Raw genomic sequence first — 18,541 nt, forward strand, 5'->3', positions numbered from 1 at the left:
GCTCGCCCAAGATGGCCGCGCTTTGTTCTTGACGGGAAACTGTTAACCTATGTGGTGGCTGACGCAGCCGATTCGATCCTTTGAGCCTTTAATTCCATATAGATTCATGACGCAAATTTCCATATTAGACCTGGTACGCATCCGCGAAGGCAGCAACGCCCGCGAAGCGCTGGACAATGCGCGCGACCTGGCGCACCACGCTGAAGGCTGGGGCTACCGCCGTTTCTGGATGGCGGAACATCACAATATGCAGGGCATTGCCAGTGCGGCCACGTCGGTTGCCATTGCCCACGTCGCGGCGGGTACCTCTACCCTGCGCGTAGGCGCTGGCGGAATCATGCTGCCCAACCACTCTCCTCTGGTCATTGCCGAACAATTCGGCACGCTGGACGCCCTGTTTCCGGGCCGTATCGACCTGGGCCTTGGCCGCGCCCCCGGCACCGATCAGCTTACCTTGCGCGCCTTGCGCCGCAATCCATCCAGCGCCGATACATTTCCGCAAGACGTACTTGAACTTCAGGCCTACCTGGGGCCGGTACAGCCAGGCCAGCGCATACGCGCCGTGCCGGGCGCCGACAGCCAGGTTCCGCTATGGATATTGGGATCCAGCACCTTCGGAGCGGCGCTGGCGGCCGAGTTTGGCCTGCCCTACGCCTTTGCCTCGCACTTCGCCCCCGAAGCGCTGGACATGGCCCTGCAGGTTTACCGCGCCCGCTTCAAACCCTCAGAGCAGCAAAACGCGCCCTACGCCATGGTGGGCGTCAACATCATCGCGGCCGACAGCGACGAAGAAGCGCGCCGGCTGGCAACCACCCAGCAGATGTCCGCCACGGACGCCGTCCGGGGCGCACGCGGGCTTAGCCGTCCTCCTATCGACAACATCGAAGACTATTGGACGCCCGAAGAAAAATACCATGCCACGCATAAGCTGGCGTGCTCCATAATCGGCTCGCCCAGCACGGTGCGCGCCGGTGTGGACCAGCTGCTGGCCCGCACCGGGGCCGACGAACTGATGATAGTTTCCGACGTGTTCAATCATCATCAGCGGCTGCGCTCCTACGAACTTATCTCGGGCTTGTTCAAGGACTAGGCCGGCACCCGAACTGTTCTATACTTTCAACGCTGGCCGCTATGGGGACCCCAACTGCTGAAAAGCCGCGGGCATCCGGGCGGCAGCCCATTTCTCAATCTCCAGATAAGCATGCATGTCCATTAAAACCACTGCCATGCCCGACACGCAGCTGGACCGCAATATCGCGTTCCAGATGGCGTCGATTATTTACCGACTCGACCTGGATCTGCGCGACAGCATTTTGCGCAAGCTGGACCTGACATACGTGCACTTTCGGGTGCTGCAATATCTATACGAAGAAAACGGACAGAAGATCGGCGACATCGCCACGGCCATTGTGGTGCGCCAGCCCGTGCTTAGCCGCGTGGTAGACCAAATGGAAGAGCGCGCGCTGGTCAAGCGCCGGCCCGACCCCAATGACAGCAGGGCAATGAGGGTCTATCTGACGCCCAAAGGCAAAGCGCGCTACAAAGAGGCCTGGCCCCCCGCCCACCTGCTTATCGACAAAGCCCTGACAAACTTCGACGAGCAAGAGCACGAAACCCTGCTTTTGCTGTTGAAGAAGATGGCCGGCAATATTTTCGGGTAACACAGTGGCCCCGAAGACCTCGAACGGCTGGTCACCATGGCCATGCCCTTTGGCAAATACAAAGGGCGCCTCATCGCCGACCTGCCCGGCCATTATCTGAACTGGTTTGCACGCGATGGATTTCCCAAAGGGGAAATCGGCCGCTTGCTGCAGCTTATGCAAGAGCTGGATCACAACGGGCTAAGGCCGCTGCTGGATCCTTTGCGTAAACCCAAGTCTTGAAGACATAAAAAAAACCTCAAAAGTTGGACGTGTATCCAACCTTTGAGGTTCTGTTCCAGACCGCCGCCCTGAACTACAAGGCCAGCGGTTTTGAAAGTACGGCTAAGGCTTACTGGCCTTCAAGAAAGCTCTTGAGCTTGTCGGCACGGCTGGGGTGACGCAGCTTGCGCAAGGCCTTGGCTTCGATCTGGCGGATGCGTTCGCGCGTTACGTCAAACTGCTTGCCTACTTCTTCCAGCGTCTGGTCGGTGCTCATTTCAATACCGAAACGCATGCGCAGCACTTTGGCTTCGCGCGGAGTCAGCGAGTCGAGCACTTCCTTGACGACATCGCGCATGGAGCCGTGCAAGGCCCATTCGGACGGCGACAAGGTGCCCGTGTCTTCGATGAAATCGCCCAAGTGGGAATCGTCATCGTCGCCGATGGGCGTTTCCATGGAAATGGGTTCTTTCGCGATTTTAAGGATCTTGCGAACCTTGTCCTCGGGCATGTCCATTTTTTGCGCAAGCGTTGCGGGATCGGGCTCGGTGCCGGTTTCTTGCAGAATCTGGCGATTGATGCGATTCATCTTGTTGATGGTTTCGATCATGTGCACCGGAATACGGATGGTGCGCGCCTGGTCGGCAATGGAACGCGTAATGGCCTGGCGTATCCACCATGTTGCGTAGGTGGAAAACTTGTAGCCGCGACGATATTCGAACTTGTCGACCGCTTTCATCAGGCCGATATTGCCCTCTTGGATGAGGTCCAGGAACTGCAAGCCACGGTTCGTGTACTTCTTGGCAATGGAAATAACCAGGCGCAAGTTGGCTTCGGTCATTTCGCGCTTGGCCTTGCGCGCCTTGGCTTCGCCGGTTGCCATGCGTTTGTTGACGTCTTTGAGGTCTTTCAAGGGCAGCACGACGCTGGTTTGCAGGTCGATAAGCTTTTGCTGAAGCTCTTGGACGGCGGGCACATGGCGCTCGAGCGTTTCGGAATAAGGATGTTTGCCGGAGACTTCGCCCAGCACCCAGTCCAGATTTGTTTCGTTGCCGGGGAACGCCTTGATGAAATAGGCGCGCGGCATGTCGGCGCGGTCGACGCAAATACGCAGTATTTCGCGTTCGAGCTTGCGTACTTCGGCCACCTGGTTGCGCAGCGTATCGGCCAGCTTTTCGACCATTTTGGCGGTAAAGCGTATGCCCATCAGCTCGGCCAGAATGGTGGCCTGGGCCTCGGCGTACTCGGGCGCTTCGTAGCCTTGCGATTCGAACGCCTTGCGCATCCGGGCAAACCAGTGCGCGACAATTTCGAACTTCTTCAGGGACTTGGTGCGCAAGTGCTCCAGCTGCTTGCTGCTCATGCCGCCGGCCGGGCCGTCTTCGTTTTCGTCGCTGTCGATGGGCACGCCGGCGCCGGCGTATTCTTCGCCTTCGTCGTCGATAAGGCCGTCTACGACTTCGTCGATTTGCGCGTGACCTTCACGCACGTGCTGAACGTGGGCCAGAATTTCGTTGACCGTGGTTGGGCAGGCGGCAATAGCCATGACCATGTGCTTGAGGCCGTCTTCGATGCGCTTGGCGATTTCGATTTCGCCTTCGCGCGTAAGCAGCTCGACCGTGCCCATTTCGCGCATATACATGCGCACGGGGTCGGTGGTGCGGCCGAAGTCGGAATCGACGGTGGTCAGCGCAGCCTCGGCTTCGTCCTCGACGTCGTCGTCGCTGGAAGCGACAGGTGCATTATCGTTAAGCAGCAGGGATTCGGCGTCGGGGGCCTGGTCGTAGACCGAGATGCCCATGTCGCTGAACGTGCTGATGATGCCGTCGATGGCTTCCGCGTCGACCAGGTCGTCGGGCAGGTGATCGTTGATTTCGCCGTAGGTAAGGTAGCCACGCTCTTTGCCCAGCTTGATAAGCACCTTGAGCCGGTTGCGGCGCGCTTCCTGTTCTTCAGGGGTCATCTGGCTGCGTGCCGGGACGTCTTTGTCGCCCTTGCCGCGCTTGCCGCCGCGCTTGGGCAGCGGCTTGAGGTCGGGGATGACTTCGACTTCGATATCGCTATCGTCGTCGTTGAAGTTGGGCGCATCGTTATTGGCCGACTTGGCCGGGCGGCCCGGACGGCGCCCGCTGGGCACGGCCTTGGCCTTTTTAGGCGCGGCCGGAGCTGCGGCGGTCTTGGCCGGCGCCTTTTTTGCGGCGGCTTTCTTTACCGCAGCCTTTTTAGCTACAGGCTTGGCAGCGGAGGCCGCTTCGGCCTTGGCGCCCCCGGCAACCTTGACCGCCTTCTTGGCAACGCTTTTGCTTGCCGCAATGCTGGTCTTGGTTACAGGTTTTTTTGCAGCTTCATTCTCAGCTGCTAAGGAGGTTTTACCAATAACTTTGGTCATAGTCGCTTCCGTAGGCGCAAAAGCACTCAGTTAGTTATAACGCTAACGAGTGTTGCAGGGCAAAACTAACTTGTCACAATAAATCAATGCTTAGCGCAAGACTCTGAAACCCGGTGCAAGCCCATGAATTAGTAAATCCTTGTCTATATTGCAAGGCCATGAGGGGCTTGGCACGCTGGCGCCATTGTTATGCCGTGCCGGCAATCCAAAGCTGCACGTCCACACCCTAAAGGCGCGGCGCGCAGCTTCTGTTGCAAGCTGACTAATACATTGATTCTATGCGAAACATTCCATTTTACAGCAGTTGGCGCTACTAGGCATTATTTAGTAACGCCAGACGCCGTGTCAACCTTTGATAGCGTTGGCGCGAGGCCTCGTCCAGCAAGCCCGATTGAATCAAAGCCGACTGTTCCGCCTTGATCGTATCGAGCTCGATACGGTGCAAGGCGTCATTCCATTCGGCCAGAGGATCGGGCAAATCTTCCTGGCTTAAAATTTCGGTACTCAAGGAGCCAAGCAAAAGCTCCAGGTCTGAACCAGGTTCTGCGGCTTGCAGTAATGCACCCACATGCCGCGCCCCGCTGGTACTGGCCAATGCAATCAGGTCCCGCACAAGTACCAGATGGGGGCTTTGCTCGAGAATTTCAAGCTGCTGGTCTCCCATGCCCGAAACCAGCTCGGGGTGGGCCAGCAACAGGCGCAGCAAACGCTTGGCCATAGGTGTAACCGACCTGGATTGCCGGGTGTCGGCCCGCCCCTGCCTGGGCGCGCGCGAACCGGAAAAAGCGGGCGGTTCGTGCTGCTCGTACTCGTGCGGCACCGCATGCTCGAACCCGGTCGGCGCATCGTCCATGAAGCCCGGCGGCTCGTCGTACGCCGAGGATTGCGGCGACGGTGCGGGCGCGTGCTGGACGCGCTCGGGAGAAGGCTCGGGCGCGGACGCCAGCACTTGGCTCAATTCGTCCGGCGTCAGTTGCACCAGACGGGCAAATTCGCGCTCGATCTGGACGCGCAACGTGCCCTCGGGTATCAGCGCCAGCAAAGGCTTGGCCTCGTGCACGCAAGCCGCACGCCCTTCCGCTTCGTTCATGGGGTGATGCGACGCCAATTCGTCAAGCATGAAGCGGGATAACGGCATGGCTTCGGCCAGCACGGCGCGAAAAGCTTCTGCTCCGTATTCGCGGATGTAAGAGTCGGGGTCGTGCTCGGCCGGCAAAAACAAAAACCGGATGGAAATATCGTCGCGCAATAAAGGCAGCGCCACCTGCAAAGCCCGCCAGGCCGCACGCCGGCCCGCTTTATCGCCGTCAAAACTGAACACCACTTTGTCGCTGGCACGCAACAGTTTTTGAATATGCTGCGGCGTAGTGGCGGTACCCAAGGTTGCCACGGCGTTGCCCACGCCTTGCTGGGCCAGGCCAACCACATCCATATAGCCTTCGACCACCAGCACGCAGCCTTCGGAGCGGATGGCGGCACGCCCTTCCCACAGGCCGTATAGCTCGTGCCCTTTAGAGAACAAGGGCGTTTCGGGAGAATTCAGGTACTTGGGCTCGCCCTTGCCGATAATACGCCCGCCAAAACCGATGATATTGCCGCGCACATTGCGAATCGGAAACATGACTCGTTCGCGGAAACGATCGTAACGCCGGCCGTCATCGGCTTCGATCACCAGGCCGGACTCGACCAGCAAAGCATCTTCGTAGTGCGGAAAGACTGTCTTCAAGCCCTGGCGGTTGGTGCCCGACCACCCCAGGCCGAAACGAGCGGCGATTTCGCCGCTAAGCCCGCGCTGCTTCAGATAGCGGATGGCTTGTGGGCTGGCCTTGAGTTCCTGCACATAATGGGCTTGCGCCGCATCCAGGATTTGCTGCTGGCGCGAGACTTCTTCTTTGCGCTGCCTGGCCTGGGCGCTTTGCTTGGGGCTGCGGTTTTCTTCGGGCACCGTCATGCCGGCCGAAGCCGCAAGATTGCGCACGGCCTCCGGGAAACTGGCCCCGGTATGCTCGATTAAAAACGAAATGGCGCTACCATGCGCTCCGCAGCCAAAGCAGTGATAAAACTGTTTGGTGGGGCTTACGGTAAAAGAGGGACTTTTTTCGTTGTGGAAAGGACAAAGGCCAAGTAAATTGGCCCCGCCTTTGCGCAACTGTACGTATCGCCCGACGACATCGACAACATCTACTCGGGCGAGTAATTCCTGGACAAATGAATCAGGAATCAATCAATACATGCGCGGAGGCAGTTGTTGGCTGCGGATGCGCTTGTAGTGGCGTTTGACGGCCGCGGCGTGCTTGCGCTTGCGCTCGGCGGTGGGTTTTTCGTAAAACTCGCGCGAACGCAGTTCGGTCAACAGGCCGATTTTTTCGATAGTGCGCTTGAAGCGGCGCAGTGCGGCTTCAAAGGGCTCGTTTTCTTTAAGACGAACGATAGGCATGTAGTCTTAAGCCTTATATAGTTAAATTAAAAATCTGTTAAAAACAAAGCTGTTATACATAGTACAGCTACGAAGGGCTTGCAATCGAAACCGATGCAACCGCCCTTAAGGAATTCTGGCCTGCCCCATTAGGCCTGCTTTTTGGACCCACACCCGATAATCATGGGCCCGCAACTGCTAATCACCACCTTGGGTCAATATTCAGGGCAAACAAATAAAGTCCGCTTCTTTACAACCAAGCGAACAAAAATCAAATCTTAGCCCAACATTCTACCACGAAATATTTAAGATCGGCGGCCTTTTCTTACCCATGCCTCGAGCTGATGCGGGCGCAGGCTGTCGTAGTCTTCGAATGGCTGGTGGATCCAGGGATTGGTAGGCAATTTGTCGACATAGTAGTCGGGCGTGGCCTTGGCATGGCCCTTCCACCACAGAACCGCGCTTTTCATTTCGGTAATGGCGGGAAACTGCTTGCGCAAGTGTTCGCCTACGCGGTTGAAGGTAAGTCCGGTGTCGACCATATCGTCGACAAGCAGCACTTTGCCGTCAAGCGTGCCGCGGGTAATCGTAATGAACTGGGCAATGTCCAGGCTGCCCTGCTGGGTGCCTGCGGCTTCGCGGTAGCTGCTGGTGGCCAGGATGCCCAAAGGTACGTCGTAAATGCGCGACAGCACGTCGCCAACCCGTACGCCGCCGCGGGCCAGGCAGACGATTTTTTCGAATTTCCAGCCTGATTCGTGGATATTCAGCGCCAGGCGCTCGATAAGCGCGTTGTAATCATCCCAGCTTACCCAAAGATCTCGCTCCGTGCTTGGTGGAAGGGGCATGGGTAAATTCTCCTGGTCGACGATTAGATATAAGAAGGCGTAATAATACCGGGTTCGCGGCAGATCGCGCAATCAGAGGCGTGTGCAAAGCGGTGCAGGTGCGCCGTTCGAGAGGCTGGCAGAGCGTTGCCATGCGCGAATCCTGGCGCGCCGGGGCCGCGCCAGAAAGCGCAGGCCCGGCCCCATCCTAAGCTTCAGCCTTTGAAAGGATGGCGCAGAACGATGGTTTCCAGGCGGTCTGGCCCGGTCGATACCATGTCGATAGGCACATCGCATACTTCGGCGATGCGCTCCAGGTAGCGGCGCGCATTGACGGGCAGTTTGTCGTAGTCGGTAATGCCGATGGTGGACTCGGTCCAGCCTGCCATTTCTTCGAGCACGGGCTCGGCTTCGGCGGCGGCCTGCGCGCCCGAGGGCAGCACGTCCAGGAATTCGCCGCGATAACGGTAGCCTACGCCGATCTTGAGTTCTTCAACGCCGTCCAGGACGTCGAGCTTGGTAATGCACAGGCCCGAAATACCGTTGATCATGACCGAACGCTTCATGGCGGCGCCATCGAACCAGCCGCAGCGGCGGGGACGCCCGGTTACCGAACCGAATTCTTTGCCCACCTTGGCAAGGTGCTGGCCGATGTCATCCAGGAGCTCGGTAGGGAAAGGCCCGGAGCCGACGCGCGTCGTGTAGGCCTTGGCAATACCCAGGACGTAGCTGAGCGACTGAGGACCAACGCCCGCACCGGCTGCCGCTGCGCCGGAGACGCAATTGCTGCTGGTGACGAACGGATAAGTGCCGTGGTCGATGTCCAGCAAAGCGCCCTGCGCGCCCTCGAACAACAGGCTGTGGCCGGTTTTCTGGGCAATATACAAATTATTGGAAACGTCGGCCACCATGGGCTGGATCTCTTTGGCCAATGCCATGGCTTCGTCGCGCACGGCCTGGAAATCGACCGCCTCGGCGCCCAAATAGTTGGTAAGCACGAAGTTATGGTAATCCAGCGCTTCAGTCAGCTTGGCGTCGAACACGGTTGGATCGTAAAGGTCTTGCACGCGTAAAGCGCGGCGGGCGACTTTGTCTTCGTAGGCCGGCCCGATGCCGCGCCCTGTCGTGCCGATCTTGTCGTTGCCCTTGCGGACTTCGCGGGCCTGGTCGATGGCGATATGGTAAGGCAATATCAACGGGCAGGCGGGCGAAATTTGCAGGCGCGAACGCACGTTCAGCCCGGCGGCTTCCAGTTCACCGATTTCTTTCAGCAATGCCTCGAGAGACAGCACAACGCCGTTGCCGATATAGCAGGTGACGGTGTCGTGCATGATGCCCGAGGGAATCAGGCGCAATATGGTTTTTTTGCCATTGATCCACAAAGTATGGCCGGCATTATGGCCGCCCTGGAAACGCACTACGCCCTGGGCCGACTCGGCTAGCCAGTCGACGATTTTTCCTTTGCCTTCGTCACCCCATTGGGTGCCGATAACCACAATATTCTTGCTCATGTTACGTATCAAAAAAATTTGAGCCTGCCAGGCAGGCCAAATAGGTTTAAACCATACGGTAAAGGGCCGACAGGCCTATTTGACCGCTCTTGTTTGCCACGTCCCGTTTTCAAGGACCAATTCTCTGTCGAGGGTGAACTCGTCGACATCGTGAACCTGGCCAGGCAATGCCTGAACAACGATTTCCCCTGCGCTGCGCAGGGCCTGCAATGCCTGGACCAGCGCCGGGTCGGTACCCCACGGCGCGCGAATGGCCCGGGCCAACGGAGCCGCGGGCAAGCCCGACGACAGCTTGCGCAGGTCGAGGCTGAAGCCGGTGGCAGGCCGCGAGCGCCCGAAAGCCTTGCCTATGCCGTCGTAGCGGCCGCCCTTGACCAGCGCGTCGTGCCAGCCTTCGGCATAAATGGAAAAGACCACGCCCGAATGGTAGCCGTACCCGCTGCCCATGTCGGCCAGGTCGATGCTGAAGTCGAACTCGGGCAACGCGTCGATAAGCGCCTGCAAATCGGCCATGGCCGATTGCACCGCGGGCAGCGACGGCAAGACATGCAAAGCACGCGATATGACTTCGGTACCGCCATACAGCGAGGTAAGATCGCGCAGCGCCTTCAGGCTGGATTCGCGCACTTCAGGCAGCCGCTTGCCCAGCTCGACCAAGCCGGGAACGTCTTTTGTACTGAGCAGATCGCAGACTTCGTCGGCCACCGCCGCCAGGGCGGGGTCTTCGTTGACGATACTGCGCAGCACACCCGGATGGTTCAGGTCGACTCGGGCGTTTTTTACGCCGGCGCGCCGTACGCTTTCCAGGGCCAGGTGAATAATTTCAATGTCGGCCTCGACGCCGGCATGGCCGAATAATTCAGCGCCGATTTGCAGCAATTCGCGGTCGGACAGCAAACCCGCCGGACGCGCATGCAGAACCGAGCCGCAATAGCACAGGCGCGTCACGCCTTCGCGATTAAGCAGGTGGGCGTCGATGCGCGAAACTTGCGGCGTCATGTCGGCGCGCACGCCCAGCGTGCGGCCCGATAATTGATCGACCAGCTTGCATGTGCGCAAGTTCAGGTCGCCCCCCGTGCCCGAAAGCAAGGAGTCGATGTATTCGACCAGCGGCGGAGCCACCAGTTCGAACCCGTATGTGCGATACAAGTCCAGCAAATTGCGGCGCAGTTCTTCGATGCGGCGCGCTTCTGCGGGAAGAATATCGGCCAGACTTTCTGGCAGTAACCAATTGGACATCATGCTGGAAAAAAACCCCGCCAATGCAGCAGCCAAACAAAAAGCGACTTGGGGCGTAAGCCCGCCAAGTCGCTTGCGGATGTATTCAAACTTACGGCGTATTGTACCGTGTTGTCGCTTCAACCCCAAATGGCGGATCCGATTTTGTGGCGGATCCGCCAAGAAATTAATTAGGGGGTCTTGGGAGCAGTCCCGTCAGCCGAGCCCCAGAATTTGAAAAAATCCGATTTGGGGCTTAGCACCAAAACGTCTTTGGCCGCGGAGAACGCTGTGGTGTAGCTTTCCAGGCTTTTGTAGAAGCTGTAGAACTGCGGGTTCTTGCCGTAGGCGGCATTGTAGATGGACGAAGCCGCGGCATCGCCCTGACCTTTGATGTCTTGAGCCTGTGCGTAGGCCTTGGCCAAAAGCTCCGCACGCTGGCGGTCGGCCTGGGCGCGGATTTTTTCACTGTCGGCGGCGCCGGTGGCGCGCAAACGGTTGGCTTCTTCTTTACGCTCGGCTTCCATGCGCCGGTAGACCGACTCGGAAATTTCCGGGGCGAAGTCGATGCGGCGCAGACGCACGTCGACGACATCCACGCCCAATGGCTTGGCTCGCGCATCGACGTTCTGGAGCATTTCCTTCATGATGGTTCCACGCTCGTTGGAGACCACTTCTTTGACCGTGCGCACGTTGACCGAGGCATTGAGGGCGTCGCGGATCTGCGCCGACAGGCGTTCTTCGGCGGCCCGGGTGTTGGAACCGAAGGTCACGTAGAACTGGCGCGGATCGACAATGCGCCATTTGACGAACGAGTCGATAAGAAGGTTTTTCTTTTCGGCGGTCTGGATACGCTCCGGATCTTTGCTTTCAATGGTCTGCAGGCGCTTGTCCAGGAACACGACGTTCTGGAACGGCGGCGGCAGCTTGAAATACAGCCCGGGCTTGGTGATGGTTTCGCGCACTTCGCCCAGGGCGAAAAGCAGCGCGGAATCGCGCTCGCGAACGATGAATACGCAGGACGACAATATAGCCAGGATGATGACCAGGCCGACCAGATAGGGGAATGAACGTTGCATGCTGGCCTCCGGTTAGCGCGAGTAACGATTGGTGGACGACGCGCCTGCGCCGGAATCGTACGGGTTGGGGAAGCCCCCGGCCGAGCTGTTGGCCACCCCTTTCTTGGCCGGCGCCGCAGGCGGCGTGCTGCTGCCGGTGGCTGTCGTGCTGGCGGCAGCCGCCACCGGAGCGTTGGCATCGTGATTACTGCGCGATACCTGCTGGATGATTTTATCCAGCGGCAAGTACAACATATTGTTGTTGGCTTGCGAATCGATCATGATCTTGCTGCTGTTTTCAAGTATGGTCTGCATCGTGGACAAATACATGCGCTCGCGCGTAATGGCCGGCGCTTTCGCGAACTCGGACTCGATACTGGCAAAGCGGGCTGTGTCGCCCTGTGCGTCGCCCGTGACCCTGGCGCGATAGCCTTCGGCCTCTTGGACCATGCGCGCAACCTGGCCTTGCGCTTCGGGCAAGATCTTGCTGGCGTAGGCATTGCCCTCGTTGATCTGGCGTTCGCGGTCCTGGCCTGCCTTGACGGCATCGTCGAAAGCCGCCTGCACCTGCTCGGGCGGCTGCACGTTCTGGATTGCAACAGTGCTTAGCTGCACGCCGGTTTGATAGACATCGAGGATTCTCTGGGCCAGCTTTTGCACCTGGGTCGCAATTTCAGTACGGCCCGAATACAGTACGGAGTCCATGGGCTGCTGGCCGACGACTTCGCGCATGGCGGTCTCGGCAGCCTGGCGGACGGATTCGTCGGGGTTGCTGGTTTTGAACAGGTAGTCGGGCGCACCGTCTGGACTCAAGCGGTACTGCACCACAAACTGCAGGTCGACGATGTTTTCGTCGGTGGTCAGCATGAGCGATTCAGGCAGAACCTTGTTGCGCGCCGCGCCGCGGAAGCCGACTTCGAAAGTACGCAACTGTGAAATATTGACGGTTTGGTCGTTTTCGATGGGATACGGCAAACGCCATTGCAGGCCCGGCCCAAGAGTCTTGGTGTATTTGCCGAACTTGGTAATGACGGCAACCTGCCCTTCTTGCACAATCATGAAGCCGCTTGCCAGCCATAGGCCGACAACGACAATGGCACCAATGGTAAACAGCTTGGGCGAACCTTTGGGCATGGACGGCAGCACCGGCCCGCCGCCATTACCGCCGCCCTGGCCACCGCCGCCGCGCTTCTTGCGCCCGAACAGGGAACCGAGGCGATTGTTGAAGTCGCGCCAGACCTCGTCGAGGTCGGGAGGGCCATTGCCCTGGCCCGGCCTGCGAGGCGGCTCGTTCTTGCCGTCGTTATTGCCACGCCCCCAACCGGGGTCATTCAGATTGAAGATTTTGGATATTCGACTCATTATTTCCCGAGATCTTGCCGGATTCAACAATTGCCCCACGCAAACCGTCTAAGCCGGCGCGCCTTAGAGCGCTTACAAATACTCGTGCAATGGTACCATGTTCATCCCGCTCAACCCGAGGCTCGTATCCGGCTTCGTCTATCTTGTTATAGACCAGTATGCGCGGCACTTCGTCCGCACCGATATCCGACAGAACCTTGTCCACCTCGGCGATCTGCTCGTCGCGCTGCGCACTGGACGCGTCGACCACATGCAGCAATAGATCGGCCTGCACGGTTTCTTCCAGGGTGGCCCGGAACGCGGCGATCAGGGTTGGAGGCAAGTCGCGGATGAATCCCACCGTATCCGAAATGACCACTTGGCCGGCGCCCTCGATCCAGAGACGGCGGGTAGTGGTGTCCAGCGTGGCGAACAGTTGATCGGCCGCATAAGCGTCGGCGCGGGTCAAGGCGTTGAACAGCGTGGATTTTCCGGCGTTGGTGTATCCCACCAACGACACCGACAAAATGCCGCCGCGCTGGCGCGAGCGCCTTTGGGTCGAACGCTGACGCTGAACGCGGGCCAGACGCTCTTTTAGCAGACGTACCTTGTCGCCTATCATGCGGCGATCCATTTCAAGCTGGGCCTCGCCCGGGCCGCGCATGCCTATCCCGCCGCGCTGGCGCTCCAGGTGAGACCACATGCGCGTAAGGCGGGTGGATAAATGCTGCAATTGGGCCAATTCAACCTGCAGCTTGCCTTCGTGGCTTTTAGCCCGCAGCGCGAATATGTCCAGGATGAGGGCTACGCGGTCAACGACCCGGCGATTGAAGCCGCGTTCCAGGTTGCGCTGCTGGGCCGGGCTAAGCGCCTGGTCGAACAGAATGATGTCGGCTTCGCCCTCGTCGGCCATCAGCACGCCTTCTTCAAGCTTGCCCGTACCGATAAAGTATGCGGCATCGGGCCGCGACCGGCGGGCGACCAGCGTCCCGACGATCTCGGCGCCCGCGCCCTTGGCCAGCATGGCGAATTCGTCGGCATGCGCCTGGAAATCCGGCTTGCCCAGGTCGACGCTTACTATCAGCGCCTTCATGGGCTACCCACAAACGAAATACCCGCTGGCGCATGGCGCACAGCGGGTGTATGACGGCGCGGCAGAATTGTTGAGTTATTCAGCAGCTTGCTCATCCGTCTGGAAATTAACCGGACGGGCCGGCACAACGGTTGAAATGGCATGTTTGTATACCATTTGCGTAACGGTATTGCGCAACAGGACGACGTATTGGTCGAAGGATTCGACCTGCCCTTGCAGCTTGATTCCGTTGACAAGGTAGATGGATACGGGCACGTGATCCTTGCGCAGCGCATTCAGGAACGGATCTTGTAATGTTTGCCCTTTATTGCTCATTGGCTTAGCTCCAATTGTGTTGTTATTTAAGATGACACACCTCAAACGCATACTTTACAGGGTTTTCCCGTGTTGTGCTACGAAAGGGGCTTGATTTGATGTATATTTTTACACCGCAGTTTTTACGCGGCGTTACTGAAAAACATCTTCAGCCGGGTTTGCGCACCGCCTGCATTGCCTGCGGCGCGTATGCCGAACGTGCGGCGCGGCTATTGCGCACCGATTATCTGCACCAACTGGGTGTATAGACGCTCACAATCGCTTTCAGTTCCCACGGTTATGCGTAAAAATTGATTTATGCGGGGCAAGGCGAAATGGCGCACCAGAATATGCCGCGCGCGCAAGGCCGCGGCAAGGTCGGCGCCTTCCATACCCGGATACCGGGCAAAAATGAAATTTGCCTGGCTGGGCAAGACCTCGAACCCCAGGTCATTCAAACGCTGGACCAAGTGTTCGCGCGAACGCACGACGGCAGCACAAGTGGCGTCGAAATAGGCATCGTCCTCGATAGCGGCCAACGCCGCGGCCTGGGCCAGGCGGTCTAGCGGATACGAGTTGAAACTATCCTTGATGCGCACCAAGCCTTCGATCATTTCGGGTGCGGCCATGGCGAAACCCACCCGCATACCGGCCAGCGCGCGCGACTTGGAAAATGTATGGATCACGGCCAGATTGTCATTGCGCTGTAGCAGCGAAACGGCCGATTCGCCACCGAAATCGATATAAGCCTCGTCGATCACGACGGGCGTGTCTGGATTTGCGCGGGCAATGGCTTCGATATCGGTCAGCGGCAGGCCCATGCCGGTGGGCGCATTGGGGTTAGCGAAAATAATACCCGCCGGGGCGACGGCGCGCGGCGCCGTGTAATCGGAGACCCGGATAGAGAAGTCGTTGGCCAGGGGGACAATTTCGTAAGGCACCTGATACAGCCGGCAATACGTGCGATAAAAACTGTAGCTGATGTCGGGCATCAGCAATGGCCGGCCGCTGTGCAGGAACAAGCCGTGAAACACATGGGCCAGGATTTCATCCGAGCCGTTGCCCACAAAAACCTGCTCGGGCTTGACGCCGTACCGGCGCGCAATGCCCTGGCGCAGCGCCGTGGACTCCGGGTCGGGATACAAGCGCAAACTGTCGCCGGCGGCCGCACGGATGGCCTCAAGGGCTTTGGGCGATGGGCCGTAGGGATTCTCGTTGGTGTTCAGCTTCAGCAGGTCGGCGATCTTGGGTTGCTCGCCCGGCGTATAAGGCACCAGCCCGGCCACCTGATCGCTCCAGAAACGGCTCACTTAAGCCCCCTTCTGTATATATGGGTTATGAGAGGATTTGAATTCGATGCGCAGCGGTGTGCCGTCAAGCTTGAACTCGACGCGAAAACGCGTTTCAAGATAGCGCCGGTAGGAATCGGAGATGGCATCAAGCGCATTGCCATGTATGACAATAAGCGGCGGGTTCTGGCCGCCTTGATGAGCATAGCGCATTTTGGGCCGGAAGATCCCCTTGCGCGGCGGCGGCTGTTGCTCGACCGCAGCCAGCAGCACCCGCGTGAGCTTGGGCGTGGACAGCTTGGCAAATGCGGCGGCATGCGCGGCGTTGACCGACTTGAGCAAGGCATTGACGCCCTGCCCGTTCAGCGCCGAAATGGTATGCATTTTTGCAAACGACAAAAAGCGCAGCTTGCGGTCGAACTCGCGCTGTATGCGTTCGCGTTGTTCGCTGTCCAGGCCGTCCCATTTATTGATGGCCACGACCAGCGCCCGTCCGGTTTCCAGAACGAAGCCGGCAATGTGCGCGTCCTGGTCGGAAATTTCCAGTTGCGCATCCAGCATCAGCACCACGACGTTGCAAGCCTCGATAGCCTGCAAGGTTTTGATGACCGAGAATTTTTCGACGGCTTCGAATACTTTGCCGCGACGGCGCAAACCGGCTGTATCTATCAAGGTATAGCTGTGGCTGCCGCGCTCGAATTCGATCTCAATGGCATCGCGCGTCGTGCCCGGCATATCGAATGCAATGACGCGCTCTTCGCCCAGCAGGTTGTTGATAAGCGTGGACTTGCCCACGTTGGGGCGCCCGACAATGGCAAGCTTGATGCGATGCTGGATCTCGTCTTCGCCCTCGTTGCCTTGGGCAGGCTCCTCGTCGCCAGGTTCGAGCCGGGGATCGGCCGCGCCTTCGTGTTGGGCTTCGCTTTCGTCTTGCCCAGCATCGTCCAGAAAAGACAGGGCGTGCTCGATGAGATCGGCAACGCCGTCGCCATGCGACGAGGAAATGGCAAACGGCCGGCCCAGCCCAAGTTCGTGGAACTCGGAAATGGCCGCGTCATAGCGCATGCCCTCGGCCTTGTTGACGGCTAGAATCACGCGCTGGCCCGAACGGCGCAGCAGCGCGGCGATTTCGTGGTCGTGCGCGTTGACACCGGCACGCGCGTCCACCAGAAAAATGACGACATCGGACTCGGCAATGGCTTGCGCCGTCTGGCGCGCCATTTCACGGACGATGCCGCTTTTGGCCACCGGCTCGAACCCGCCGGTATCGACAGCAAGGAATGGACGATCGCCCATCCGGCCTTCGCCGTAGTGGCGGTCGCGCGTCAAGCCGGAAAAGTCGGCCACCAGCGCCGCCCGCGAACGGGTAAGCCGATTGAACAACGTGGATTTTCCGACGTTGGCGCGGCCTACCAGGGCAACTACCGGTTTAAACGTGACTTTACTCAATTGACACCAATAAGAACGAGACTACCGTTGCCGGTTTGAACAAGAACGCCGCGGGTCGTGGCGGTAAGAGGCGAGACTATCGCTCCGCCGCCGACCTGCACGCGTCCCAATAGATGGCCGTCGGTACGCGACAGGAAGTGCACATAGCCTTCGAGGTCGCCTACAGCCAGCCCTTGCGGCACCACTGCCGGACCGGACAGCGCGCGATTGCGCAGCGCGTCCTGCTTCCAGAGTTCATGCCCATCACCCAGCGCAAAAGCGTAAACGACGCTGCGCTGGTTGGAGGCATAAGCTTGCTGGCTGTCGGTGGTCATGCCTGTTGTGCTGGAAAACGGCTGCTGCCAAAGCAGGCGACCGCCCTGCGAGACGTCAAAGCAGGCCATCCTGCCCTGATAGGACACGCCGCACAGCAAAGCGCCCTGGGTCTGGGGCTGGCCAACGACGTCGCTGATGCGTTCAAGGTCGGTAGCACCCTTGGAAACGGAAATAGTTCCTTCCCACTGAACCGAGCCGCTGCGCGCGTCGATGGCAATGAACTTGCCATTAGGCAGGCCGGAAATAAGCAGGCCTTCGATCAATATCATGCGCATATTGGCTTTCAAGGCCAGCGCAGGGCCCGGACGCTGCACGTTCCAAAGCACTTCGCCTGTATTGGCGTCCAGGGCCTGGATGCGATAGTCGCTGCTACGCACCACGACAACGCCGCTGCCTACGGCGGGGGGAATATTGACTTCGCTGGAAGCCTTGGCACGCCATTTTTCGGCGCCCTGGTCATCGAACGCAATGACGGTGCCGTCTGGCGCCGCCACCGCCGTAATCTGCCCGTCGGAGCCAACGCCGGCCGACAAGGCCGTGCCCGCGCTGGCCTGCCAGCGGATTGCGCCCGTGGCAAGGTCCACTTTGGTCACAGAACCGTTAGGCGTTGCGGCATAGACGGATTCGCCCACCACTTGCGGAGCAAAGCCCGAACCGCCGCCGCTGCCTATGTTTGCCGACCAGCTTACGCTTGCGGAAACGCCCGGCGCATATTCGGTAAGCGGCGCAGGGTCGAAGCGCGGGTTGGGGCTGGAAAACATTGAGCAGCCGGCCAGAACCGCCGCGCCAAGCACCATCATGGAACTGCAAAGAACACGGCGAGTAATGGAAATCTGCATGAATTAAGCTCCACCTAAAGCGTCGATTTTCAATTGAATGATTTGCGTAATGGGATCGGTTCCCAGCAGCTTGACAGCCTCTGCCCAGGCGGCCTTGGCTTCGGCTTTTTTATCCTGGGCGGCCAAAATGTCGCCGCGGCGATCGGCATACAAGCCCGCGAACGCCTGGGGCGCGTTATTCAGTTGCGCCAAAGCCTGATCATACTGTTTCTGGTCCAGCAAAATACCGGCCAGCCGCAGCTTGGCCAAAGGCAGCAGCGCGGCATCGGCGCCGTGCGCCACCAGCCATTCAAGCTGTTCGCGGGCGGCGTCCAGGTCGTTGCGCGCGCGCAGCGCCTCGGCGGCCACCAGCAGCCCGCGCGAAGTATAGCCCGACTTGGGGAAGTCACTGCGCAAGGTCGCGCTGGCTGCCTTGATGCGGGCAACCGAGTCCTCGCCCTGCTGCCCCGTGGCGGTTTCAAGCGCCTCGAAGTAGCCCATGGCTTGCGTTGCCTGGTGGCCCTGATACCACTGCCAGCCCCGCCAGCCGGCCACGACCGCAACGACCACGAATACGATAATGGCCAGCATCGTGCCGTAGCGGTCCCACCACGCTTTCAGCGCGTCCAGCTTTTCCTGCGACTCTAAATCGTATGCCATG

At 59.2% G+C, this 18,541-nt stretch carries 16 protein-coding genes and 1 pseudogene; 3 read left to right on the forward strand and 14 right to left on the reverse strand.

All coding sequences use genetic code 11. The annotated features are described in order from the left end of the window. Positions 1-106 precede the first annotated feature (106 nt). The 3 genes and pseudogenes from DFR37_RS08540 to DFR37_RS08550 all read left to right on the forward strand — a co-directional run. Positions 107-1,090: an LLM class flavin-dependent oxidoreductase gene (locus tag DFR37_RS08540; RefSeq protein ID WP_113932792.1), complete on the forward strand. Its 984-nt coding sequence runs from the start codon at positions 107-109 to the stop codon at positions 1,088-1,090. Positions 1,091-1,205: 115 nt separating this feature from the next. Next, the gene (locus DFR37_RS08545; protein ID WP_113932793.1) at positions 1,206-1,661 is read left to right on the forward strand and encodes a MarR family winged helix-turn-helix transcriptional regulator; all 456 of its coding nucleotides are present in this window, start codon (positions 1,206-1,208) and stop codon (positions 1,659-1,661) included. Between the two features lie 9 nt (positions 1,662-1,670). Beyond that, positions 1,671-1,883, forward strand: a pseudogene (locus DFR37_RS08550) (DUF3820 family protein); the annotation flags it as partial. Positions 1,884-1,992: 109 nt separating this feature from the next. Here the strand turns inward: DFR37_RS08550 and rpoD are convergent. The 14 genes from rpoD to DFR37_RS08620 form a co-directional block, all read right to left on the reverse strand. Continuing rightward, on the reverse strand, positions 1,993-4,251 hold the full coding sequence (rpoD, locus tag DFR37_RS08555; protein WP_113932795.1) for an RNA polymerase sigma factor RpoD: 2,259 nt from the start codon (positions 4,249-4,251) through the stop codon (positions 1,993-1,995). 313 nt (positions 4,252-4,564) lie between these two features. Then, positions 4,565-6,475, reverse strand: coding sequence for a DNA primase (dnaG, locus tag DFR37_RS08560; protein ID WP_113932796.1), 1,911 nt, complete (start codon positions 6,473-6,475; stop codon positions 4,565-4,567). Further along, positions 6,476-6,688, reverse strand: coding sequence for a 30S ribosomal protein S21 (rpsU, locus tag DFR37_RS08565; RefSeq protein ID WP_113932797.1), 213 nt, complete (start codon positions 6,686-6,688; stop codon positions 6,476-6,478). It lies immediately after the preceding gene. 284 nt (positions 6,689-6,972) lie between these two features. After that, complete coding sequence (locus DFR37_RS08570; RefSeq protein WP_113932798.1) at positions 6,973-7,515, reverse strand: phosphoribosyltransferase; 543 nt, start codon at positions 7,513-7,515, stop codon at positions 6,973-6,975. Between the two features lie 194 nt (positions 7,516-7,709). Continuing rightward, positions 7,710-9,005 carry an adenylosuccinate synthase gene (locus DFR37_RS08575; RefSeq protein ID WP_170139866.1) on the reverse strand — a complete coding sequence of 432 codons (1,296 nt, stop codon included), beginning with the start codon at positions 9,003-9,005 and terminating at the stop codon, positions 7,710-7,712. A 75-nt stretch (positions 9,006-9,080) separates the two neighbouring features. Then, positions 9,081-10,244: an ATP phosphoribosyltransferase regulatory subunit gene (locus DFR37_RS08580; RefSeq protein WP_113932885.1), complete on the reverse strand. Its 1,164-nt coding sequence runs from the start codon at positions 10,242-10,244 to the stop codon at positions 9,081-9,083. Between the two features lie 170 nt (positions 10,245-10,414). Next, entirely contained in the window at positions 10,415-11,302 is an 888-nt protein-coding gene (hflC, locus tag DFR37_RS08585) for a protease modulator HflC (RefSeq protein WP_113932800.1), read from the reverse strand. 12 nt (positions 11,303-11,314) lie between these two features. Further along, positions 11,315-12,643, reverse strand: a complete 1,329-nt coding sequence (gene hflK, locus DFR37_RS08590) for an FtsH protease activity modulator HflK (RefSeq protein ID WP_113932801.1) — start codon at positions 12,641-12,643, stop codon at positions 11,315-11,317. Then, positions 12,609-13,715 carry a GTPase HflX gene (gene hflX / locus DFR37_RS08595; protein ID WP_113932802.1) on the reverse strand — a complete coding sequence of 369 codons (1,107 nt, stop codon included), beginning with the start codon at positions 13,713-13,715 and terminating at the stop codon, positions 12,609-12,611. Before hflX ends, hflK begins: the two co-directional genes overlap by 35 nt. 75 nt (positions 13,716-13,790) lie before the next feature. Next, a complete protein-coding gene (hfq, locus tag DFR37_RS08600; RefSeq protein WP_113932803.1) occupies positions 13,791-14,030 on the reverse strand; it encodes an RNA chaperone Hfq in 240 nt (79 codons plus the stop codon). A 209-nt stretch (positions 14,031-14,239) separates the two neighbouring features. Beyond that, positions 14,240-15,319, reverse strand: coding sequence for a histidinol-phosphate transaminase (gene hisC / locus DFR37_RS08605; RefSeq protein WP_113932804.1), 1,080 nt, complete (start codon positions 15,317-15,319; stop codon positions 14,240-14,242). After that, on the reverse strand, positions 15,320-16,747 hold the full coding sequence (der, locus tag DFR37_RS08610) for a ribosome biogenesis GTPase Der (RefSeq protein WP_113932805.1): 1,428 nt from the start codon (positions 16,745-16,747) through the stop codon (positions 15,320-15,322). After that, complete coding sequence (gene bamB / locus DFR37_RS08615) at positions 16,744-17,901, reverse strand: outer membrane protein assembly factor BamB (protein WP_113932806.1); 1,158 nt, start codon at positions 17,899-17,901, stop codon at positions 16,744-16,746. Before bamB ends, der begins: the two co-directional genes overlap by 4 nt. A 3-nt stretch (positions 17,902-17,904) precedes the next feature. Beyond that, a complete protein-coding gene (locus tag DFR37_RS08620) occupies positions 17,905-18,540 on the reverse strand; it encodes a YfgM family protein (RefSeq protein WP_113932807.1) in 636 nt (211 codons plus the stop codon). Between the last annotated feature and the right edge of the window lies 1 nt (position 18,541).

It is taken from the genome of Eoetvoesiella caeni, from assembly GCF_003315175.1.
GTDB lineage: Bacteria > Pseudomonadota > Gammaproteobacteria > Burkholderiales > Burkholderiaceae_B > Eoetvoesia > Eoetvoesia caeni.

Bases quoted from the DNA above. Each gene is read 5' to 3' on its own strand.
- hfq (WP_113932803.1), bottom strand. From the start codon at position 14,030: ATGAGCAATAAAGGGCAAACATTACAAGATCCGTTCCTGAATGCGCTG.
- DFR37_RS08580 (WP_113932885.1), bottom strand. From the start codon at position 10,244: ATGTCCAATTGGTTACTGCCAGAAAGTCTGGCCGATATTCTTCCCGCA.
- DFR37_RS08540 (WP_113932792.1), top strand. From the start codon at position 107: ATGACGCAAATTTCCATATTAGACCTGGTACGCATCCGCGAAGGCAGC.
- hflC (WP_113932800.1), bottom strand. From the start codon at position 11,302: ATGCAACGTTCATTCCCCTATCTGGTCGGCCTGGTCATCATCCTGGCT.
- DFR37_RS08575 (WP_170139866.1), bottom strand. From the start codon at position 9,005: ATGAGCAAGAATATTGTGGTTATCGGCACCCAATGGGGTGACGAAGGC.
- rpoD (WP_113932795.1), bottom strand. From the start codon at position 4,251: ATGACCAAAGTTATTGGTAAAACCTCCTTAGCAGCTGAGAATGAAGCT.
- bamB (WP_113932806.1), bottom strand. From the start codon at position 17,901: ATGCAGATTTCCATTACTCGCCGTGTTCTTTGCAGTTCCATGATGGTG.
- DFR37_RS08620 (WP_113932807.1), bottom strand. From the start codon at position 18,540: ATGGCATACGATTTAGAGTCGCAGGAAAAGCTGGACGCGCTGAAAGCG.
- DFR37_RS08545 (WP_113932793.1), top strand. From the start codon at position 1,206: ATGTCCATTAAAACCACTGCCATGCCCGACACGCAGCTGGACCGCAAT.
- DFR37_RS08570 (WP_113932798.1), bottom strand. From the start codon at position 7,515: ATGCCCCTTCCACCAAGCACGGAGCGAGATCTTTGGGTAAGCTGGGAT.
- hflK (WP_113932801.1), bottom strand. From the start codon at position 12,643: ATGAGTCGAATATCCAAAATCTTCAATCTGAATGACCCCGGTTGGGGG.
- hflX (WP_113932802.1), bottom strand. From the start codon at position 13,715: ATGAAGGCGCTGATAGTAAGCGTCGACCTGGGCAAGCCGGATTTCCAG.
- rpsU (WP_113932797.1), bottom strand. From the start codon at position 6,688: ATGCCTATCGTTCGTCTTAAAGAAAACGAGCCCTTTGAAGCCGCACTG.